The sequence below is a fragment of the Parafilimonas terrae genome (genome assembly GCF_900115755.1).
GTDB lineage: Bacteria > Bacteroidota > Bacteroidia > Chitinophagales > Chitinophagaceae > Parafilimonas > Parafilimonas terrae.
The window spans coordinates 211,921-232,999 of sequence record NZ_FOXQ01000001.1 but is presented as its reverse complement, the minus strand read 5'-3'; the positions used below and the strand labels follow the sequence as shown (position 1 = coordinate 232,999).

General features: G+C 40.0%; 23 protein-coding genes. 9 read left to right on the top strand and 14 right to left on the bottom strand.

What is annotated here, in order from left to right; translation table 11 throughout:
- Positions 1–24 precede the first annotated feature (24 nt).
- Positions 25–2,646 carry a S8 family serine peptidase gene (locus tag BM015_RS00965; RefSeq protein WP_090653595.1) on the top strand — a complete coding sequence of 874 codons (2,622 nt, stop codon included), beginning with the start codon at positions 25–27 and terminating at the stop codon, positions 2,644–2,646.
- A gap of 76 nt (positions 2,647–2,722) precedes the next feature.
- Positions 2,723–3,184 (top strand): hypothetical protein, encoded by a 462-nt coding sequence (locus tag BM015_RS00960; protein ID WP_090653593.1) that lies wholly within the window; start codon positions 2,723–2,725, stop codon positions 3,182–3,184.
- Between the two features lie 2 nt (positions 3,185–3,186).
- Here the strand turns inward: BM015_RS00960 and BM015_RS00955 are convergent, their stop codons facing one another.
- Positions 3,187–3,753: a metallophosphoesterase family protein gene (locus BM015_RS00955; RefSeq protein ID WP_143075717.1), complete on the bottom strand. Its 567-nt coding sequence runs from the start codon at positions 3,751–3,753 to the stop codon at positions 3,187–3,189.
- A 292-nt stretch (positions 3,754–4,045) separates the two neighbouring features.
- Here BM015_RS00955 and rpmB point away from each other — a divergent pair, with 292 nt between their 5' ends.
- The 3 genes from rpmB to BM015_RS00940 all read left to right on the top strand — a co-directional run bounded on the left by rpmB (position 4,046) and on the right by BM015_RS00940 (position 4,735).
- Entirely contained in the window at positions 4,046–4,282 is a 237-nt protein-coding gene (gene rpmB / locus BM015_RS00950) for a 50S ribosomal protein L28 (protein WP_090653588.1), read from the top strand.
- Between the two features lie 11 nt (positions 4,283–4,293).
- A complete protein-coding gene (gene rpmG, locus BM015_RS00945) occupies positions 4,294–4,476 on the top strand; it encodes a 50S ribosomal protein L33 (protein ID WP_090653586.1) in 183 nt (60 codons plus the stop codon).
- 85 nt (positions 4,477–4,561) lie between these two features.
- Entirely contained in the window at positions 4,562–4,735 is a 174-nt protein-coding gene (locus BM015_RS00940) for a DUF4295 family protein (protein WP_090653584.1), read from the top strand.
- Between the two features lie 282 nt (positions 4,736–5,017).
- Here the strand turns inward: BM015_RS00940 and dinB are convergent, their stop codons facing one another.
- The 6 genes from dinB to BM015_RS00910 form a co-directional block, all read right to left on the bottom strand.
- Positions 5,018–6,169: a DNA polymerase IV gene (gene dinB, locus BM015_RS00935; RefSeq protein WP_090653582.1), complete on the bottom strand. Its 1,152-nt coding sequence runs from the start codon at positions 6,167–6,169 to the stop codon at positions 5,018–5,020.
- Between the two features lie 38 nt (positions 6,170–6,207).
- Complete coding sequence (locus BM015_RS00930; protein WP_090653580.1) at positions 6,208–6,735, bottom strand: Uma2 family endonuclease; 528 nt, start codon at positions 6,733–6,735, stop codon at positions 6,208–6,210.
- An 18-nt stretch (positions 6,736–6,753) separates the two neighbouring features.
- Positions 6,754–7,719 (bottom strand): signal recognition particle-docking protein FtsY, encoded by a 966-nt coding sequence (ftsY, locus tag BM015_RS00925; protein WP_090653578.1) that lies wholly within the window; start codon positions 7,717–7,719, stop codon positions 6,754–6,756.
- A gap of 178 nt (positions 7,720–7,897) precedes the next feature.
- A complete protein-coding gene (locus tag BM015_RS00920; RefSeq protein WP_090653576.1) occupies positions 7,898–9,103 on the bottom strand; it encodes a bifunctional 3,4-dihydroxy-2-butanone-4-phosphate synthase/GTP cyclohydrolase II in 1,206 nt (401 codons plus the stop codon).
- A 135-nt stretch (positions 9,104–9,238) separates the two neighbouring features.
- Complete coding sequence (locus BM015_RS00915) at positions 9,239–10,240, bottom strand: CsgG/HfaB family protein (protein WP_090653574.1); 1,002 nt, start codon at positions 10,238–10,240, stop codon at positions 9,239–9,241.
- 62 nt (positions 10,241–10,302) lie between these two features.
- The gene (locus BM015_RS00910; protein ID WP_090653572.1) at positions 10,303–10,857 is read right to left on the bottom strand and encodes a hypothetical protein; all 555 of its coding nucleotides are present in this window, start codon (positions 10,855–10,857) and stop codon (positions 10,303–10,305) included.
- A gap of 283 nt (positions 10,858–11,140) precedes the next feature.
- On the opposite strand from BM015_RS00910, the gene BM015_RS00905 reads away from it, so the two are divergent.
- Positions 11,141–13,231, top strand: coding sequence for a tetratricopeptide repeat-containing sensor histidine kinase (locus tag BM015_RS00905; protein WP_090653570.1), 2,091 nt, complete (start codon positions 11,141–11,143; stop codon positions 13,229–13,231).
- A 33-nt stretch (positions 13,232–13,264) separates the two neighbouring features.
- Here BM015_RS00905 and BM015_RS00900 read toward each other — a convergent pair whose 3' ends face one another.
- Positions 13,265–13,645, bottom strand: coding sequence for a hypothetical protein (locus tag BM015_RS00900; RefSeq protein ID WP_090653568.1), 381 nt, complete (start codon positions 13,643–13,645; stop codon positions 13,265–13,267).
- Between the two features lie 357 nt (positions 13,646–14,002).
- On the opposite strand from BM015_RS00900, the gene BM015_RS00895 reads away from it, so the two are divergent.
- A complete protein-coding gene (locus BM015_RS00895; protein ID WP_090653566.1) occupies positions 14,003–14,755 on the top strand; it encodes a LytR/AlgR family response regulator transcription factor in 753 nt (250 codons plus the stop codon).
- Positions 14,756–14,832: 77 nt separating this feature from the next.
- A complete protein-coding gene (gene sucC, locus BM015_RS00890) occupies positions 14,833–16,044 on the top strand; it encodes an ADP-forming succinate--CoA ligase subunit beta (protein WP_090653564.1) in 1,212 nt (403 codons plus the stop codon).
- Between the two features lie 53 nt (positions 16,045–16,097).
- Here the strand turns inward: sucC and BM015_RS00885 are convergent, their stop codons facing one another.
- The 6 genes from BM015_RS00885 to BM015_RS00860 all read right to left on the bottom strand — a co-directional run bounded on the left by BM015_RS00885 (position 16,098) and on the right by BM015_RS00860 (position 19,689).
- Positions 16,098–16,718: a SprT-like domain-containing protein gene (locus tag BM015_RS00885; protein ID WP_090653563.1), complete on the bottom strand. Its 621-nt coding sequence runs from the start codon at positions 16,716–16,718 to the stop codon at positions 16,098–16,100.
- Positions 16,705–17,112, bottom strand: coding sequence for a hypothetical protein (locus tag BM015_RS00880; protein ID WP_090653561.1), 408 nt, complete (start codon positions 17,110–17,112; stop codon positions 16,705–16,707). The genes BM015_RS00885 and BM015_RS00880 overlap by 14 nt, the downstream gene beginning before the upstream one ends.
- Positions 17,105–17,341, bottom strand: coding sequence for an AtpZ/AtpI family protein (locus BM015_RS00875; RefSeq protein WP_143075716.1), 237 nt, complete (start codon positions 17,339–17,341; stop codon positions 17,105–17,107). The genes BM015_RS00880 and BM015_RS00875 overlap by 8 nt, the downstream gene beginning before the upstream one ends.
- 9 nt (positions 17,342–17,350) lie before the next feature.
- Complete coding sequence (locus BM015_RS00870; RefSeq protein ID WP_090653557.1) at positions 17,351–17,728, bottom strand: hypothetical protein; 378 nt, start codon at positions 17,726–17,728, stop codon at positions 17,351–17,353.
- Between the two features lie 126 nt (positions 17,729–17,854).
- On the bottom strand, positions 17,855–18,919 hold the full coding sequence (locus tag BM015_RS00865) for an efflux RND transporter periplasmic adaptor subunit (protein ID WP_090653556.1): 1,065 nt from the start codon (positions 18,917–18,919) through the stop codon (positions 17,855–17,857).
- 170 nt (positions 18,920–19,089) lie between these two features.
- Positions 19,090–19,689: a NifU family protein gene (locus BM015_RS00860; protein ID WP_090655104.1), complete on the bottom strand. Its 600-nt coding sequence runs from the start codon at positions 19,687–19,689 to the stop codon at positions 19,090–19,092.
- Between the two features lie 132 nt (positions 19,690–19,821).
- On the opposite strand from BM015_RS00860, the gene BM015_RS00855 reads away from it, so the two are divergent.
- On the top strand, positions 19,822–21,027 hold the full coding sequence (locus BM015_RS00855; RefSeq protein WP_090653555.1) for an MFS transporter: 1,206 nt from the start codon (positions 19,822–19,824) through the stop codon (positions 21,025–21,027).
- Positions 21,028–21,079: the final 52 nt, after the last annotated feature.

The window sequence follows — 21,079 nt, the reverse complement described above, 5'->3', positions numbered from 1 at the left end:
AACCGCTCACAAAAACACACATATATGAGAAAAAATCTACCAATCCTTCTAAAGATTAAAGGCAGAAAAAACATTTTTAAGTACATCCTTCCTTTGATTGTTGTGTTATTTTCTGTAAGGCTAAGCGCGCAGGACCTTAAGCCGCAGGCCATACAACAAATCAAACTGCTGACTGAAGAAAAAGCATCACGAACGCCGGCGCAAAAGAAAATTGATTCACGTTTGCTGCTGGCTTATAAAATGCAAAACAATCCTGCATTTGCAAAGCAATTGCCTGCTTATAAAACAGATGTAAAGGCAAACAGCCAGGGAAAAGTAAAAGTGGATATAGAAGCGCATGTTTCGCAGCAATTATTAAGCGATTTAAAAAACCTCGGCGCTGACATTATTTTTTCTTCAGAAAGGTTTAATAACATCGTTGCCAATGTGCCTTTGGATAAAGTTGAACAAATTGCGGGTTATAAGGCGGTGCTGCACATAAATCAATGGCTGGCGCCTACGCACAATGACCCGCATATTAATAATAATGTTGCTAACAGCCGCGCCGGAAAAAAGATAACCGGAAACAATAGCCCCGGCATTAAAAATCGCGCTGATTTTGCTACCCGTGCAGCCACTGTGCGCAATGAATTGAATAATGTTTTTAATTCCGGAGCAAATAACAATTTTGGAGGGTCTGTAACTTCAGAGGCTGACGCCACGCACAAAGCGGCCCTGGCGAGGACTACTTTTGGAGTTTCCGGCGCTGGCGTAAAAATCGGTGTATTATCTGATGGCATTGATGGCTATGAGACATCGCAGGCCACCGGCGATTTACCGGCAGTGCTTAACATTCTTCCGGGCCAGGCTGGTTCCGGCCGTGAGGGAAGGGCTATGCTGGAATTGATACATGACATTGCGCCGGATGCTGATTTGTATTTCGCCACAGCTTTCATCAGCCAGGCAAGTTTCGCTCAAAATATACTTGACCTTCGTACCGCAGGCTGCGATATTATTGTGGATGATGTAACCTATTATGCAGAAGGTGTTTTCCAGAATGATAATGTGGCGCAATCTGTAAATACTGTTACATCTTCTGGCGCGCTTTATTTTTCTTCTGCAGGCAATTCAGGCAATGTAAATGATGGCACAGCCGGTGTATGGGAGGGTGATTTTACAGATGGCGGAAGCCTTCCGTTATTTCCGGGTACCGTAAACGATTTTGGCGGTGGCGTTTTATATAATACAGTTACAGGAACCACAGGTTTGGTAACTTTAAAATGGTCTGATCCGCTGGCACATTCTTCAAACGATTACGATCTTTATGCCACAGATCCTGCAGGTACTGCTGTAATTGATTTTTCCACCAATGTTCAGGACGGTGATGATAATGCTTATGAATATCTGCACTATGGCTTCCCCGCAGGTTACAGGTTTTATATTGTAAAAAATACAGGTGCGGAAACAAGGGCGCTGCATTTAAACACAAACAGGGGCAGGCTTCAAAATGCCACACCCGGTGTAATGTATGGCCATAATGCAGCAGGCAGTGCTTATACCGTTGCAGCCACACCTGCGGCTATTCCTTTTTACAGCAATTTCCCCCAGGGCCCATATCCTGATCCGTTCAATGCCACCAATTTGGTGGAAGGCTTTAGTTCAGACGGGCCGAGAAGGATATTCTATAATCCTGACGGATCTGAAATTACGGCAGGCAATGTGTTATTTGGTACCAATGGCGGCACATTGCTCCAAAAACCAGATATTACAGCGGCAGACGGCTGTTCTACCACCACACCTGGTTTCGAAACTTTTTATGGCACTTCTGCCGCTGCGCCTAATGCAGCAGCAATAGCAGCGCTTGTGAAATCTGCATTCCCGGCTTTAACGCCTGCACAAATACGCACGGCACTTATAAGCAGCGCTATTGATATTGAAACACCCGGCGCTGACAGGGATGCTGGTGCAGGTATAATTATGGCTTATGAAGCACTCGAAGCAGCAGGTGCGCCATCAGGACTTTCAATTTCAATAGCTGATAAATCAGTAAAAGAAGGAAATAATGGTTATAAGCTTGTGAATTTTATTGTTACGCTCAGCAACAAGCCTTCAAAGAAAGTAGCGGTAAGATATGTTGTAAAACCAGGCTCTGCAACGCCCGGCAGCGACTACCTTGCAGAGTCAGGCATATTGGTCTTCCCTAAGAATGGCGCTCAAACACAAAGAATACCGGTATTGATTAAGGGCGATAAGGTTAACGAAGCAGACGAAACATTTAAAGTTATCCTGCGCAACGCGGTTAACGCCATTATCAGCAATGGTGAGGCAACAGGCACAATTATTAATGATGACGGAACTGCCATTGCAGCATCAGGCAGCGATGATGCAGCATCGTCTGCATTCATAACAGGTAATGGAATTAAACTGTCGCCTAACCCTGCAATCAACTCAACAAATATTTCACTCAACGGGTATACTGGTAATGTTACAATACTCGTGAGCGATATGAAAGGCAAAGTATTGCAGCAAAAGAAGGTACAATTGCAATCGGCAAAATCCGGGCTGCAGTCTTTTGATGTTTCTGCCTATGCTGCCGGCACCTATCTGGTAACGGTTATTGATGAAAAAGGCAATAAGCACACGCAAAAGTTAATTATAGCCAGGTAATAAATTCATAAAATATTTTTTAAAAGAGGTTGCTGTAAAAGGCAACCTCTTTTATTTTTACAGCAATATCATAAGCATGAGAACCATTTACCCGTTTTTTTTAGCATTCTTATTGTCAGCTTGTAATTCAGCAGGCACAAACACAAGCCGGGAAGATTCAGTTGCATTTACTTCTGATAATATTCCTTTGGAAAGAAACAATATAAACCCGCAGCCTGTAAAAATGTATGCAGAAACCATAAGAAGTTTTGAAACAACAGATGAATTTAAAGTCGGGTTATATGAAACCCAACAAACCTTCAGGTATCTTATAAAAATCTCTTACAAGCAAATGGAAGTGGAAGACACATTGCGTGTGCCCAATTTCGGTATTCTGCCTGCCGTTGATATTGTGAAAGGCGATTCCATCCATCCTTCATGCATTGTTGGTTTTTTGGATAAGGAAAAGAAGTTCAGGGAATCGAAGCTGATTGCATTTGCCAACAATAAACTAAAGGTGAAAGTATTAAAGCATTATGCAGTTTACCAAAGCGAATAAATTCAGAAAGAGCTGCCAATACAATATGCATCCCACCTGGTAATATCATTGCTTTCTTTTGATGTAATGCGATACGCATCAACAGTATTTATGCGGGTGTTATACACCATAAAAGAACTATCAATATCTTTTAACTGCATGGCATTAAAGCCCATTACTGCGCCGGGGTTCAATAATAAGGTTTTGCCTTCGTGCCGGGCAAAAATGGAATGATCGTGGCCGTAACAAACCACATCATAAGCCTGTAACTGCAGCAATTTTTGCGCTTTTTCAGGATAATGGTTTACGGCAATGGTTTTATTATCCAGTTCATCGCGGTAATATTCGCCATGAATTTTGATATTTTGATATTTAGGAAGTTTGCCAGTCATGGCAGCCACATCGCAATCATTATTGCCTAAAACTATGTGAACCGGCTTTTTGAAAGCCGATAAAAGATCAATAATAAATGGCGAGCATAAATCGCCGCAGCAAATTAAAACATCTGCTTCTGTGGCGTGGCCGGATTGCAAAATGGTTTGCAGTGCCCAAACGTTATCGTGAATATCGGAAAGGAATAATATTTTCATTTGTTGTGTTTTTAGCAAGGTTCTCAAAGATAAATACGATGAATTTGCCCCGGATGAATTAAAGAAACCTAAAATTCTTATGTGGCTGGTAATTATGCTGCAACTTTGAAATGGAAACCGGAGCTGGTTAATTTGCTGTGGTTGCAGTGTGCGACGCAACGAAGTCGAATATGGTTCCGCAGTTGGTAACCAAAAAACTATCAAAAAAAACGCAGTTTTTGCAAAAACTTTGATAATGATGGCGTTTTATTGATTGCAGTTTATTACCTTTGCCGTCCCAAAAAAATTATTTATGGCAAGAGTTTGCGAAGTAACCGGTAAAAAGCCAATGGGCGGCCATTATGTTTCTCACTCAAACATAAAAACAAAGCGCCGTTTTTTACCTAATCTTCAAACAAAGCGTTTTTATTTTGCTGAAGAAGACAGGTGGGTGACCTTAAAAGTGTCAACAGACGCTATTCGTACAATTAACAAAAAAGGATTGGCTGCGGTTATTAAAGAATTGAGGGCCAACGGTAATCATATTTAAAGCTTTTACAAATGGCAAAGAAAGGAAACAGGGTTCAGGTAATTTTGGAATGCACAGAGCATAAAAACAGCGGTTTGCCGGGTACAAGCCGTTATATTTCCACTAAAAACAAAAAGAATACACCTGAGCGTTTGGAATTGAAAAAATATAATCCAATCCTGAAAAAAGTTACTGTTCATAAAGAAATTAAATAGTTTGTTGACCATGGAAAAAGGTTTGACTTGTATAACCTTAATTTATTAGCCTAATCAACAATTCAACTTATCAACTTGTATAAACATGGCAAAAGCAGCAAAAACGGCGATTAAAACAAAAGACCAGAAAGCCGCAGCAGAAGCTAAAAACTGGAGTAAAGTAATCCGCACTGTGCGCAGCCCTAAAACAGGTGCTTATACTTTTAAGGAAGCGATTGTGCACAAAGACAAGATCAAGGATTTCCTCGCCGGCAAATAATTTTTGCATTTAAAATATTAAGAAGCTGTTCTGTTTAAAACGGGATGGCTTTTTTTGTTGCCAGAATTTTCACACTACTTATGAGCGCTTTAATTTTGCATTTCCTATAAAACATTTGCGTGACGGAGAAAAAAACAAGAAATCTTAAACTTTGGCTTAAGCGCGTTGGCTGGGCGGGCTTTTTATTTTTCCTGATCAAAGGTTTAATATGGCTGGCAGTGTTTTGGTTTGCCGGCAGCAAAATTTTTGATTAAGTAAGCCACTCTGCAGATCTTATAGACTCTATTTTATACTCCGGCCTTTTGCAAGGTAATTTTTCCCGTATTTAAGTTTAATGTTATCGATGGCCTTGTAAAGATTTGATTTGCGGGAAACATCATCAAATAAATTTCCCTGCATAGTAATATTGGCAAAATCGCTAAGGCGTACGCCGAGCAGCCGCACAGGCGTTCCTTTTTTGTATAATTGGTGAAATAAATCTTTTGCTACGGGAATAAATTCATCATCCCGAAAAGTGTAATCGATCGTGGTTTGTTTGGAAGTGGTTTCAAAATTGGGATACCGTATTTTAACCGCAATGCAACCGGCAAGCTTCTCATCCTGCCTCAGCTCAAAAGCCACCCTTTCGGTCATGCGGATAAGTTCGCTTAAAAGAAATTCAACATCATTTGTATTGGTTTCAAAAGTGTTTTCAGTAGAAATAGATTTCGCTTCCCGCCATTCTGAAACAGTGCTGTGATGCAGGCCCTGCGCTTTATCCCAAAGTTCCAGCCCCCATTTACCAAGCCGGTTTTCCAGTTCGTTTTTTGGAAGCCTGAGAATATCGCCGATCAGTTCAATACCCATTTCGTTTAAAACTGATAAAGTATGTGTGCCTACGCCGGGAATTTTTTTAACCGGCAGCGGCGCCAAAAAATCCTTTTCTTTTCCATGCTGAATAAAGAGATAGCCATTAGGCTTGGCTTCATCGGTGGCAATTTTAGCAACAAGTTTATTGCTGGCAAGGCCGAAGGAAATGGGCAGCCTGGTCTCATCCATTATTAGTTGGCGCAACTCGATTGTCCATTGAAAAGGGTTGAAGAATTTATCCATGCCGGTAAGATCGAGGTAAAACTCATCAATACTTGCTTTTTGAAATTTGGGCGCTTTGGAAGCAATAATATCTGTAACCCATTTTGAAAATTTACCATACTGGCCATGAGAGCCGCGAACCAAAATTGCATGCGGGCAAAGCTCAACCGCTTTTTTCATGGGCATGGCAGAATGTACGCCGAATTTCCGGGCTTCATAACTGCAGGTAGTAACTACACCACGTTCGCGGCTGCCGCCAACAATTACAGCTTTACCTGCTAATTCAGGGTTATTCAAAACCTCTACACTGTAAAAAAATGAATCGAGATCAAAATGCGCTATGTAGGTTATTGGCTGCACCACAGTAAAGATAATTATTGAAGCGGTGCAAAGTTTTTCAATTAAAAGCTAAATGTCTTGCGCAGTAATTTGCTGGTTAATTTGGCTTTTTGTTTTTTGGGTTCAGCATATTTTCCATCTTTCAAATAATAGCTTAAAACAGATTTGTCAGCAGGCTCAACAATAAAATATTCCTGCACGCCAAACTGTTCATAAATGGCTTTCTTTTTTATAAGGTCAGTATTCTTGTTGGATGGGGAAAGTATTTCGACAATAATATCTGGCGCACCATAAACACCATCGTTTTCAATAAAATGCTTGTTGGCATTGCTTATAAAGAAAACATCCGGCTGAACCGCATTTTTGTCACCAAGATAAACATCAACCGGAGCATAAATTGCTTCACCTAAATTGTTAGCGGTAACAACTTCATTCAATTGCAAAAAGATAGTTTTTGCAATTGAGAAATGTGCAAATGCGGGTGAAGGGCTCATATAGAATTGATTATTGATAACCTGTATAGGCGTACCTTCTGGCAGCAGCCGGTACACATCTACAAGTGTTTCAGGTTTCTTCATCAATACTGACATGATTCAAATTTAAACAATTTATGCCTTCTCCAAATTAAACAAACTGTCAACAAATTCATGTTTATCAAACAGCAGCAGGTCGTCCATTTTTTCGCCCACGCCAATATATTTTACCGGGATTTTAAACTGATTGGCAATTGCCAAAACAACGCCACCTTTTGCGGTGCCATCTAATTTGGTAATAGCAAGTGAAGTAACATCGGTGGCTGCGGTAAAATGCTTAGCCTGCTCCAGTGCATTCTGGCCGGTTGAACCATCAAGCACAAGCAATACTTCGTGCGGCGCATCTGGAATAACCTTTTGCGTGACACGTTTGATTTTTGAAAGCTCTTCCATTAAATGCGCTTTATTATGCAGGCGGCCTGCCGTATCAATAATTACAATATCAGACTTCCTCGAAACGGCACTTTGTACGGCATCAAAAGCCACAGAAGCGGGATCACTGCCCATTGCCTGTTTTACTATGGGAACGCCAACCCGTTCACTCCAAATGGTAAGTTGATCAACCGCAGCAGCACGAAAAGTATCGGCTGCACCAAGCAATACACTTTTTCCGGCTTTTTTATAATTATGGGCAAGCTTGCCTATTGTGGTTGTTTTGCCTACGCCATTTACGCCTACAACCAATAATACATAAGGCCTCTTATCTTCAGGTAAATCGAATTCTTTATACGAATCTTCCGGCGTATCGGTGAGTATATTTTCAATTTCGTTTTGCAATAGCTTATTCAATTCACTTGTGCCAACATATTTATCACGGGCAACACGCTCTTCAATCCGTTTAATTATTTCAATCGTGGTATCAATACCAACATCAGCGCTTACCAATGCATCTTCAAGATTATCGAGCACTTCTTCATCTACCGTGCTTTTACCGGCAATGGCCTTGGTTATTTTTTCAAAGAAACCCGACTTGGTCTTTTGCAAACCTTCATCTAAACTTTCCTTTTCTTTTTTACCGAATAATTTGTTGAAGAAACCCATTTGTTATGTGTGATTTATGATTTGATGATGTATGATTCAAAAGATAAAATGCGCTATTTATTTATTTTCTTTAATTGCTCAATATCGTTCTTGTCTTTATATCTCCCTGCGGCTATTACTATCATGGAAAAACAAATGCGGTAACCCAAATAAAAAACAAAAAGGTGTGTAACACCTTTTATTTATGTGATAATATTTTGTGGCCGAGTTTATCACGCTTGGTGAGCAGGTATTTTTCATTGAATTCGTTAGGCTTGATTTCTATCGGCACAATTTCAACAATTTCCAGTCCATACCCGCTTAGCCCTGCCCGCTTTTTTGGGTTATTGCTCATTAAGCGCAGCTTGGTTATACCAAGGTGCCGCAAAATCTGGGCGCCCACGCCATAATCTCGTTCATCCATTCCAAAGCCAAGGTGCAGGTTGGCCTCAACAGTATCCATACCTTGTTCCTGCAATTTATAAGCACGCAACTTATTCAATAAACCAATACCGCGGCCTTCCTGGTTCATATAAAGAATAACACCTCTGCCTTCAGCTTCCACCATTTGCATAGCTTTATGCAGTTGCTCGCCGCAATCGCAACGAAAACTGCCGAGGATATCGCCGGTAAAACAACTTGAATGCACCCGCGTTAAAACAGGCTCATCTTTCTGCCATTCACCTTTTATTAAAGCAAGATGTTCGCCGCCGGTAATTTTTTCTTTGAATGCTACCAGTTTAAACATCCCATATTTTGTTGGCATATCCACCCGCACCACTTCTTCAATGGTAGAGTCTGACTTCAGCCTGTATTCAATCAAATCTTTGATGGAAACTATTTTGAGATCGAACTTATCGGCAATTTTTCTAAGCTCGGGCAAACGCGCCATAGTGCCATCTTCATTCATAATTTCAACCAAAACCCCGGCAGGCTCAAAGCCAGCCAGCCTTGCCAGGTCCACGGTTGCTTCCGTGTGCCCGGTCCTTCTTAAAACACCGCCTTTTTTTGCACGTAATGGAAAGATATGGCCCGGCCTTCCAAGGTCTTCAGGTTTAGTATTGGGGTCGATTAGCGCCTGTATAGTTTTAGCCCGGTCGTGGGCGCTGATGCCGGTGGTGCAGCCATGCCCGATTAAATCAACGCTTACTGTAAACGGCGTTTCGTGCAGCGCCGTGTTTTTGCTTACCATAAGATCGAGCTGCAGTTCGTCGGCGCGTTCTTCGGTCATAGGAACGCAGATAAGGCCGCGGCCTTCCTTGCTCATAAAATTGATGATCTCAGGTGTAACGTTGCGTGCTGCCGTTATAAAATCTCCTTCATTCTCACGGTCTTCATCATCTACCACAATTACCAGCTTGCCTTTTTTTATATCTTCTACCGCACTTTCTATCGTATTCAGCATATATAAAATTTGTGCAAAGGTACAATAGAGTTACAGGATTATATACAGGGGCTTTTGTTAATGGTTTTTGCAAATATTGCAACAAAAAAACCTGCATTGAAAAGGCAGGTTTTTGAATTGTAAGGGATGGGGGCACTATTTTACAGTAAACGTTGCGCCGTCTTTCGACATGCCGGAAACAGATAATTTCACGCCCGTATTTGCAGCGATGATTTTATCAACCACTTCTTTCAGTTTAATATTTTGTGTTACTACAACATTAGCTACATTATCACTGAAATCATCGCTATTAACGTTTGATACACCGGCAATCTTTTCAATGGCAGATGTTACTTTTCCCAATTGGGTATAATCAATATTTTTAAAAGTAAGCGTGTATTGGGAAGCTCCGTCCGGCACATCATTTTCAGGCAGGTCAATTTTATCTTTTTCGCCTGCTATGTATTGCGTGGCTTTAATGATGCAATCTTCCGTTGCATCCTGCACGGCAGGGTTTTGAAAGGCCGTGCTCATAGCATTAATGCTGCCTAACCCATAAGGCATGGTTACTCCCACCTGTACGCCGCCGCCGGTTCTCTTTTCCACATTGAATGATTCTGATGCAATTACTTCCCTTGTTTCGGGATCAACCAGACGGATGATAATGCCTACTTTGGCTTTATAGCTTTTGGTTTTTACAATAGCTGCGCCCACGCCGCCGGCGCTTTGCTCAAACTCCGTTACTTCACCCTGAACAATTACGTTGGCGCCCATCATATTGCCCTTTTGAACTGTGCTTTTCTTACTTACATTTCCTGAATTACCCTGGTAATCCAGTTCAGCCTGAACATCTCCCATATTGGCCAGCCGTTCAAGCACACGGAAACACTGCACTTTCTGCAAAGCATTTGTAAGCATGGTTGCAAGGTTTTCTCCAAATTGATCGCGTGGCGCATTGGGCGCTGTAAGTTTAAAGTTAGCAACGGTTACCCTTGGCTTTTTTTCTTTGGGAAGATCGGTACAGATTGGTTTAATATCTTCAATGGTTACCTTGTCTTTGTTCTTGTCTGTTTTTGGGGACTGTGCGAAACTGCCTGCATTCATACATAGAAATACGGCAGTAAACATTAAAGTGGTTTTGAAGTAATCGTGTTTCATAAAATTGTTTTATTGTTTTCATAGAAGATTATGGTTTCAGGGATAAGAGAAACGGTAAGGGATCAGGCGAAATCATTAAAATCGATACTGTTTTTAAATGTTTTAATTTGTTTGCGCAGTGTTACTTCATAATAAATAAGTACCCCGATAGCGATAGCTAAAATCCAGCCACCCATTATATTCCAGAGGATAATTACTGCAAGCAAACCACCGCCAAATAATAACAAGGGGCTTAACCTGAAAAGCCTGGCTATTGATTTATCATCGTAAAAAGTGCTGTTAGTGGAATAGTTATGCACTATTATGTAAGGCCCTTTTTCCTTTCCTTTTTTAATGCCCCATATCACAGCCAGTTTATTATCCCTTCTGCAGGCTATATTAAAATCCTGCAGTTGAAAAGACATTTCATTTCCATTTGCATCAACCAGGAAGAACTGGTCGTGCACAACGGTGCGGGAACGTATGGTAACGGGCGCTGTGCCGCCTGTGCCCTGATAGCTGTAACCGCCTCCTCCTCCGCCGCTTACAATTGTTTCCATGTTTTTACCGGTTTCGGCAACAATGCCGGTGAAATTGTACAATTGAATTTCTTTTCCTGACGCCTGGTAAGTTTTCATTGTTTCGGTTTTTAAAGTGCAGGTACATTAATAATCTTTCTTTTTTTCAAACATTAATTTGTATTAAGAATATTTATATGAACATTGCTGTTGCGTTCATTAACACCCGCGTTGTTTATATTTGTTTTTTATTATTGCATAAACCTAACCTGCTTATAATCCGGACGCAAGCAGCATTGATTAATTGAAGGATTTGATTTATTTTTTGCAGGCGATTTTTAAAAAACTGTTTATGAAATTTTGATTTTTACAGTTGCATTTTTCATATTAAATATTCTGCCAAATGAGAAAGTTATTAATAGCTGTTTTTCTGCTGATAACTGTAATGGCGCATGCACAGAAAAATGAATTGGACAGCTTATCAAATGCACTAAATAAACACCCGAAGGAAGATACAGTAAGACTAAGGCTGCTAAATGATCTTGCTTTTGCCTTTTCAGATGTTAACCCCGATAAAGGTTTGGAAACGGCAGAGCGGGCTATTGCATTAGCAAAGAAATTAAATGCAATGCAATTGCTGGCTACTGCCTACCTGTGCAAAGGAGAAAATTATATTTCAGCAGGCGATAACAAAACTGCTGTTGCATCTTTTAAGGAAGCATTGGCTATTAGTGAACAACGGAATTTTAATCAAACTTCACTGAACGCTTACCAGCGCCTGGGCGCAGCTTACTTTAATATGTCGGAATATGGTGCTGCCATGAAAATGCAGGAAAAACTTTTAATGCAGGCTAAAAGAATAAATGACAGTGCAGCTATTGCGAAAGCTTTTGTGGGTATGGGTTTGAATTATCAGTTTATGTCAAATTTACCTGAAGCATTAAAGTACCAGCAAATGGCATTGGCCATTTTTACCAAAATAAATAATGCACAAGGCATTTCGGATGTATATACTAATCTGGGTTTGGTTTATTTGAACCTCGAAAATTTTAATAAAGCGCTGGAGTACCACAAAAAATCATTGCAGCTGAATGAGCAAACGGGCAATAAAAAGGCAATGGTAAATACGCTTGGTAATATAGCAACAGCGTATGACAATCTGGAAGATTCTGCAAATGCCATAGCTAATTATACAAAGGCGCTTGAGATAAGCAAACAGATAAACTACGAGTTTGGCATTGCCAGTAATATGGGCAATATTGGCATTTTTCATTACTATCATTCCAATTATAAACTGGCCATGGATATTATTAGAGAATCAGTCCCTATGTATAAGAAACTAAATGATAAATCCAATCTGTCTTTAATGTACAATATTATGGCGGTTTGCATACTTGAGGCGCCTGATAAAGACCTGCTGCATGCAGGAATTAATCCTGGTCATCGTTTTGACAGTGCTATAAAATTTAATGAAACTGCCCTTAATATGGCAAAAAACATCAAAGCACTAAGAAGACAATGGTTTGCACTGGAAACAATGAAAGAAATTTATATAAAACAAAATAATTACAAAAAGGCATTGGATTTTTATGAACAGGCTGTGGTACTGAACGATAGCATATTGAACAATAGTAATACTAAGAAAATAACCCGCCTTGAAATGCAGTATGAATTCAATAAAACACAGGATTCTATAAAAGCTGTTAACGATAAAAAGCAGGCGCTGGCCAAAGCAGAAATTCAGAAACAACATGTAGTGAAAAATGCTATAATGGCGGGTTCTGTTTTTTTAATACTTGCAGGTATCGGCACATTCATTTTTTATAAACACAACCGGGATATAAAAGTTCAAAAGAATGAGGCGGAACTAAAAGCCATGGTTACCGATACTGAGATGAAAGCGCTGCGGGCCCAGATGAACCCGCACTTTATTTTTAATTCACTCAACTCTATTGCTGATTACATTGATAAGAACCAAACACAGGCCGCTTCTGATTTTGCATCGAAATTTGCGCGGCTTATGCGCATGGTTTTGGAAAATTCCGAACAAAAGGAGATTCCTCTGGTTGAAGACCTTAAAGCTCTTGAATTATACATGCAGCTTGAACGTTTCAGGCTTAACAATAAATTCGATTATGAAATTATTGTTGATGATGCGATTGATAAAGAAAACACGCTTATACCGCCGTTAATACTGCAGCCGTTTGTTGAAAACAGTATATGGCATGGCATTGCCCATAAGGAAGGTGAAGGAAAAATACTTGTTCATGTGCAACAGCAAAACAACATGCTTAATTGCATTGTTGAAGATAATGGCATAGGTATGCAACCTGAAGAAAATCCGAAGAAACGAAGGTCTTTAGGCATGCGCATTACCCGTGAACGGATAGGAGTTATTAATAAACAGAAAAACACCAATGCAAGTGTAACCGTAGCAGGTAAAGAAAGCGGGGTTAGGGCTGAGATACAGTTGCCCCTGGAATTAATTTTCTGATTTATTACTCATATTTCATTCTGAGTGCTGATTCTATTGATTAATTGTTACAGGCTGTTTTTGTTTTGGCGTATCATCTACTTCAAAACCCCACTCCGTAAGTTTTTTATAATTAGCCTTGTACATACCCAGCAGCAGGTCGCGGCTGCATTTTAATGTGAGGTTTACAGGCACAAGCAGCATATCCCGTTTACGGTAAAGGTTGTCCAGTTCTTCTTCAGTTTGCCTTATCTGCTGCTGCAGAGCCTGTGCCTGTGCCATGTGCTGGCTGTTATCTTTCCAGTTATAATCATTCAGCAAAATTAATGGCGATTTTTCCGCATCAGCTATATGCTTTGAATACACTGTATTCGCCAATTGAAGAAGATGTTCTGCATTGCGTGGAATTTTAATCCTTACATTATGTTTTGCCATTAATATAAATTATGTTAGTGATTGGTATTTATTAAAAGAATAGAATTATGATCACCGGATCCATTTGCACATCATTAAAAGCAACATAAACAATGTTATTTCGAATACATGCAGCACAAATTCCGAATTAGCATATACAGGCGGGGAAAGTGAGGCAGGCGATGCAGGTAACAGCATTGTTTTCATTTGTTTTAAATGCGGTATAAACCTAAACTGCATAACAGGTCATTTCAAGCTCAATTGATTAAGTGCAAAGCACTATTTATTTTTTGCTGAAAAAAATTAAAAAAACGTGAACTCAGCAGGCCTGGCATTAACGGCAAACATCTTCTTGTGATTAAGTTATAAATTCACACTATGATTAAGGCGATCATTATAGATGATGAACAACATTGCATAAACCGGCTTACGACGCTGCTCTCTAAAAACTGCAGTGATACGGTTGAATTGCTTGCCAGCGTTCAGTCGGTTGAAGAAGGATTAACTGCTGTAAGAACATATAAACCCCAGCTTGTTTTTTTGGATATTGAAATAGGAAATAAAACGGGCTTTGATCTTTTAAAACAATTACCGGAAATAAATTTTGAAGTCATCTTTACCACGGCCTATGATAAATACGCTGTACAGGCTTTTAAGTTCAGTGCACTGGATTATTTGCTTAAGCCCATTGATACGGATGAATTGCAGGCAGCGCTTAAAAAGCTTAATGATAAAGTCTCGCAAAAAGATATAGCCGGTAAATTCGATACACTTTTTCATAATCTTAAAAACATACAAAGCTCTTCCAAAAGAATCTGTGTACCGGTTTTAAGCGGCCTCGTATTTATTCAGACAGATGATATTATCCGCTGCGAAAGCAACATAAACTATACAACTTTATTTTTAAAAGATAAACAGAAGCTTCTCGTGGCAAAAACATTAAAGGAGTTTGAAGAAATGCTTACCGAATATAATTTCTACCGCGTTCATAATTCGCACCTCATTAATCTTGCCTATATAAAAATGTATAATAAAGGAAAAGGCGGAACTGTAACAATGACCGACGGTTCAGAAATTGAAGTTTCAACAAGAAGGAAAGATGATTTCCTGAAGCGGTTAACCGATTTATGATATACCGTTTTTCTGAAAATATTATTAAACGCCATCATCAAAACACAAACTATTATCTTCGCACAAACACATAGATTATGAATCTTCACGAATACCAGGCAAAGGAATTAATAAAAAAATATGGCGTGCCGGTGCAGGAAGGCTATGCAAGCAGCACGGTGCATGAAGCGGAAGAAGCATACCGCAACATTAAAAGCCAGACACAAAATAATTTTGCTGTTGTAAAGGCCCAGATACATGCGGGTGGCCGCGGTAAGGGAAAAATTAAAGGCACTGAACAACGTGGTGTGGCTGTTGGTAAAAGCCTTGAAGAAGTTGCAACTATCGCCGGTAATATATTGGGCGGCACTTTGGTTACTATTCAAACAGGCGAAGCCGGTAAAAAAGTAAATAAAGTTTTAATTGCGCAGGATGTTTATTATCCCGGCCCCAATCCTACAAAGGAATTTTATTTATCCATATTGCTGGATCGTGCAAAAGGCCAGAACGTAATTATGTACAGCACTGAAGGTGGTATGGACATTGAAGAAGTGGCCCATAAAACGCCAGATAAAATTTTCAAGGAATGGGTGCATCCTTCAGGAGGTTTATTACCATTCCAGGCAAGAAAGATTGCATTTAATTTTGGATTGAAGGGAGAAGCTTTTAAGAATTGCGTAAAGTTTGTGACCAACCTATATAATGCTTATGTTGGGCTTGATTGCTCCATGCTTGAAATAAATCCTTTATTTAAAACAAGCGATGATAAAATTATTGCAGTTGATTGTAAAATGAACCTTGATGATAACGCTTTAATGCGCCATCCGGATATTGAAGCACTGCGCGATCTTGCGGAAGAAGACCCAACAGAAGTGGAAGCAGGCAAATACAATCTCAACTTTGTGAAGCTTGATGGTAATGTTGGTTGTATGGTTAACGGCGCTGGTTTGGCAATGGCCACTATGGATATGATCAAACTAAGTGGTGGTAATCCTGCAAACTTTCTTGATGTGGGCGGCACAGCCAATGCACAAACTGTTGAAGCAGGTTTTCGCATTATTATGAAAGACCCGAATGTAAAAGCGATTCTTATCAATATATTCGGTGGCATTGTACGTTGCGACCGTGTGGCAGCAGGTGTAATTGATGCTTATAAAAACCTGGGCAACATTAATATACCGATTATTGTGCGCCTGCAGGGTACTAATGCAGAAGAAGCTAAAAAATTAATTGATGAAAGCGGGCTTAAAGTTCAGTCGGCTATATTGCTGAGCGAAGCTGCGGATCTGGTTAAGAAAGCAGTAGCATAAATAAATCAGTTATAAATTATATAAGCGCTTATACAATTTTGTGTAAGCGCTTTTTATTGCATTATTTTCACTTCATATAAAGGGCTTATTAAATAAACAAGCCCCGTATCTTTTTCCACACAGCGAAATCTTTTGCGCAGTTGCTCGCCTTTTTTAAATATGCGGCCATCATTTGTTGAAAAGAAGGCGCCTTTCGGCAATTCTTCCAGCAACACAATTCCTTTCTTTCGCTCATCATATTTACGTAAAACCCGCATTAACCCTTCTTCAGCACAACTGCTGGCGGCAGGGTTTCTCATAGATTCATTCAATGCAAATTCAATATCAGCAGGAAAGATTTTGTTATTGACAAAATCCCTTAACAGCGTGCTATACAAATATTTCCATTCCCTGCCATGCGCCTGTATGCGGTTGCCATGTATTTCAAACGCAAGCAAATGGGCAAGCTCATGGAGCAGTGTAATTAAAAAAGCATATTTATTAAGGTTGCCATTTACACTTATACGATGATTTTTGCCATTCACTGCATTGCGGTAATCACCTAATACAGATTGCCGCTGCCTTGTTATGGTTAAATGCACTTTATAATGCTGGAGAAAATACGCAACCTGCTCAAAACTGTTATCCGGTAAATATGATGCAAGTGCCTGTAAAGGATGCTCAGTTTTTGACATTTCTTTGCCTGTTAACTTTCATTGCGCCACTAACTTCGAGCACCGTATAAATTATATAAAGCAGCATGCCGCCTGCAACTGCATAAAGGCTCCTGTTTTCGCCTGCGGCAATCAGGTAAACAAAAACGCTTATTGCAATAGCCATCAGTTTTATAAACGATACCATCATAACGCTGCGCACAAATGCATGTGCATTGTCTGCAGCAAGCGATTTTGCATATATATAGCAGGCTGTTAAAGTAATTATAAACAGGATGAAGTTAGCAGCCAGCAATACGGAATGATTAATATTTTTCTCATCAAGCCATGTTGAAAATGACAGGCATAATGCATTAACTATTATAAAGAAAATTATGACAGGCCCGAAGAGCTTGTTTTTAATAAGTTTATTCATCTTTTTTCCTGGTTGAAGTATCTTTTATAACTTTTATAATTGTTCCGATAATAAAAATAAGCGGCATCAGCCAGATAAATATTGGAAAGGAAAATTGCAGCTTACCATCAATCCATTTACCGGTAAACACAAAAATCAGCAGCCCGGCAATTATTTGCGCACCAATACCTGCATATTGCATTAGCAGGTTTTTATTTGAAGTATCTTTCTTTTTGCCAGGCTCATTCATCGGCAACATTTATTTTGGCATTTTCAGCGAAGCCGTATCTCTTAAAACATCATCGGCGCCTAACACCTGTTTTATTCCATTAAGATATACATCTTTATATTTCAGCGCCTGCTCCAGTGAATCTGTGCGCATCTTTAATGTTTGCAGTTCACGGCGGGTATCGGTGTTAGCGGATGCGCCAGGCATATAATACCGTAATGGCGTAAACACGAGCAACGCAACAGCAAGCCCTATCATTAATAAAAATGTTGTGCTTAATGCGATATAAGCGCTCAGGCGGGAAAGGCGGAACTTTATTACTTCTTCAAAAGTATCGTCGTTCATAATTACCATACGGTAATGATTGCGAAGCCGCTTTAATGTTGTATTTGAATTTGCTTCAGGCATAGTACAATGTGCAAAAATAATCACTTGCCGTTGTAAGTTTTCCGAAATAAATATGGAAGAATAAGAATGCCTGCCTGTGTGAGGCTTTGAAATTAGTGAAACTCTAAAAATAAACAGATTCTCCTATCAGTTGGCAAGGCTGTCTATGGATAGTGTTCTGCGCACATGCACCGGTCTTTTATCTTTTGCAAATAAAACGCCCGTTACAATTACGGTATCGCCTGCTGCAACGCCTTTTGTTATTTCAATATTGTTTTGTAAACGCACGCCGGTTGTAACATCTGTAAACTGTGCGTTGCCGTTTTTAACAAGCAAAAGCTGCTTGTTTATATCGCTGGGAATAATGCAATTGGTTGGCACCATTATGCTTTGCTTTGAACCACCCTGTGCAAGATATACTTTTGCAAAAGCGCCGGGGTTTGCTTCTGCTTTATCCTGCAATATGGTCCTTATTTTAAGATTGCGTGTTACCGTATTGGCCTGTGGTTCTATGGCTATGATTGTAGCATTATGTTTTGATGTGTCGTTGGCCGCGTCCAGCGTAACCTGGACAGTGGAGCCTGTGGAAACATATTTACCATATTCTTCAGGCACTGTAAAATCCATCTTCAGGTTATTTACCTGCTGCATGGTGGCAATAACATCTGCATTGCTTATATAAGCGCCAAGGCTTACCTGCCGCAATCCCACCACGCCATCGAAAGGGGCGCGGATAACCGTTTTGTCAATTAATGCCTGTGTATATTGAATATCGGCCTCTGTGCTTATAACGGTATTAACGGCAGCATCATAATCTGCCTGGTTTACGCCCTGCACCGAAAGCAATGGCTTCAGGCGGTCAACATAATCCTGGGCAAGTTTAAGCGCAGCTTTGCTTTTATTGAGATTGGCAACAAGGTCTGCATCGTTAATGCGGGCTATAACAGTTCCCTTGGTAATATATTTTCCTTCGGGGACATTTAAATAAGTAATGCGGCCCGTGGCTTCAGGATGCAGCTCAACAAACTCATTTGCCACAACCGTTCCGTTTGCCTCTATAATATTTGAAACAGCTTTCGGTTCCGCAATAATTACATCTACAACCGGCGGCGGAGATTGCCGTGGCTCTTTACTTTCCTGTTTTGAATGGCAGCTTAATAAACACACTAAACATATCAACGAAAAAGAAAAAAGCTTTTTATGTGTGTGCATGATTTTATTCAATCATTTAAAAATTAAAAATAATGCTCCAAAATAATATTTATCGACAAAGAGTAATGATAAAATGGATGTAATCCAAAAAAATAACGACCAAACAACAATCCCAAATAAAAACGCCAGGCATTACTTACTGCCTGGCGTTTAATTTTTTATAAGAATAATTATTCTGCTTCAGCAACCACTTCTTTCACTTCGGGTATCATGCGTTTCATCATGCCTTCAATGCCGGCTTTTAAAGTTACCATTGACGAAGGGCAGCCGCTGCAGCTTCCCTGCAACATAAGGCTTACCACGCCATCATCATAATTTTTAAACTGAATGGCGCCGCCATCCATTTCCACTGCCGGGCGCACATAATTATCAAGTAATTCCTTAATGCGTTTTACCACATCGGTATCATCGCTTAAAATAATATTGCCTGTATCCTGTTTTACTTTGGCCACTTCATCTTCGTTAATTACCGGGCCGCCGTTTTCGAGATAATCTTTTAAAAATTGTTTTACAGAAGGAATAACATCCTGCCAGTCTTCAGTATCTGCAGTTTTGGTAAGTGTAATAAAATTGCTGGCTATAAAAACCCCTTTTATAAAAGGAAAGCTGAATAATTCTTTTGCCAGCGGGCTTGGGCCGGCCTGGCTTTCATCCTGAAAGTCTATGCTTTTGCCGGGATAGAGCAACTTATTGGCAACAAATTTCATTGTTTCCGGGTTGGGCGTCATTTCAGTATAGATACTTATAATGGGGTTACCTGTTTTTATCATCAGAAAACTTTTAGAAGTGCAAAAATACAAAAGATTATATGAAAGGATTCTTAATAAAGCCTTTATATCCGGTTTTAATTTTCGAAATAAAAAAAATTTTACCATTGTATTTTCGCGCCTAAAATTTTACAATTGGAAGTTGAAAATGCCGGCGCTGCAATTCAGCCAAAAACAATATTTCCTGTTCTTATCGCCATAAGTTTATCGCATTTGCTGAACGATACTGTTCAGTCGCTTATTCCATCTATTTACCCGATAGTAAAAGACTCTTTTCATTTGAGTTTTACGCAAATAGGTTTTATAACTTTAACTTTTCAGCTATCTGCTTCGCTGCTGCAGCCAATAGTTGGTTCTTTTACCGATAAAAAGCCGCAGCCGTTTTCTCTGGCAACCGGCATGGCATTCAGCCTGGTGGGGCTGGTATTGTTATCGAAGGCATCGAGCTATGCCATTATTTTAGTAGCTGTTTCTTTAATAGGTATTGGGTCTTCCGTATTTCATCCCGAAGCATCAAAGCTCGCCTACATGGCTGCCGGTAACCGCCGCGGATTAGCGCAATCTATTTTCCAGGTAGGCGGAAATGCAGGCAGTTCAATCGGGCCTTTGCTGGCTGCTTTGATAATAGAGCCTTATGGTCAGGGAAATATTTTATGGTTTTCACTTCTCGCATTTGCAGCCATCATTATTTTAAGCAAGTTGGGTTTTTGGTACCGAAATCATCTTTCCCTGCGAAAAAAATCAAAAACAATAAGCACCGAAAGCCATATTCATTTATCAAAAGGAAAGATTATCAGCAGCGTGGTTATTTTGCTGGTACTAATCTTTTCAAAGTATTTCTACCTTGCTTCCATGACGAGTTACTATACATTTTACCTTATTCATAAATTCAATGTTTCGGTACAATCATCGCAGGTGTATTTATTTATTTTCCTGGCATCAGTGGCTGCCGGTACCATCCTGGGCGGCCCGCTCGGCGACCGCTTTGGGAGAAAATATGTAATATGGTTTTCCATATTAGGCGCTGCACCATTTACTTTGATTTTGCCGCATGCCAACCTGTTTTTCACCTGTGTGCTCACAGTTTTCATAGGCGTAATTATAGCTTCTGCTTTTTCTGCCATTCTTGTGTATGCGCAGGAATTGCTGCCGGGAAAAATTGGTATGGTTTCAGGGCTGTTTTTCGGGTTTGCTTTTGGCATGGGTGGATTAGGTTCTGCGGTTTTGGGTGCTTTAGCTGATAAAACCAGCATAGAATATGTTTACCAGTTATGCGCTTTTCTGCCGCTTATCGGGCTGCTCACAGCTTTTCTGCCCAATCTTAAACGGAAAACTGCCTGATAATAATAGCCGGCTATTATAAACCTGCTGTAATGCTATCTGCCATTCTTTG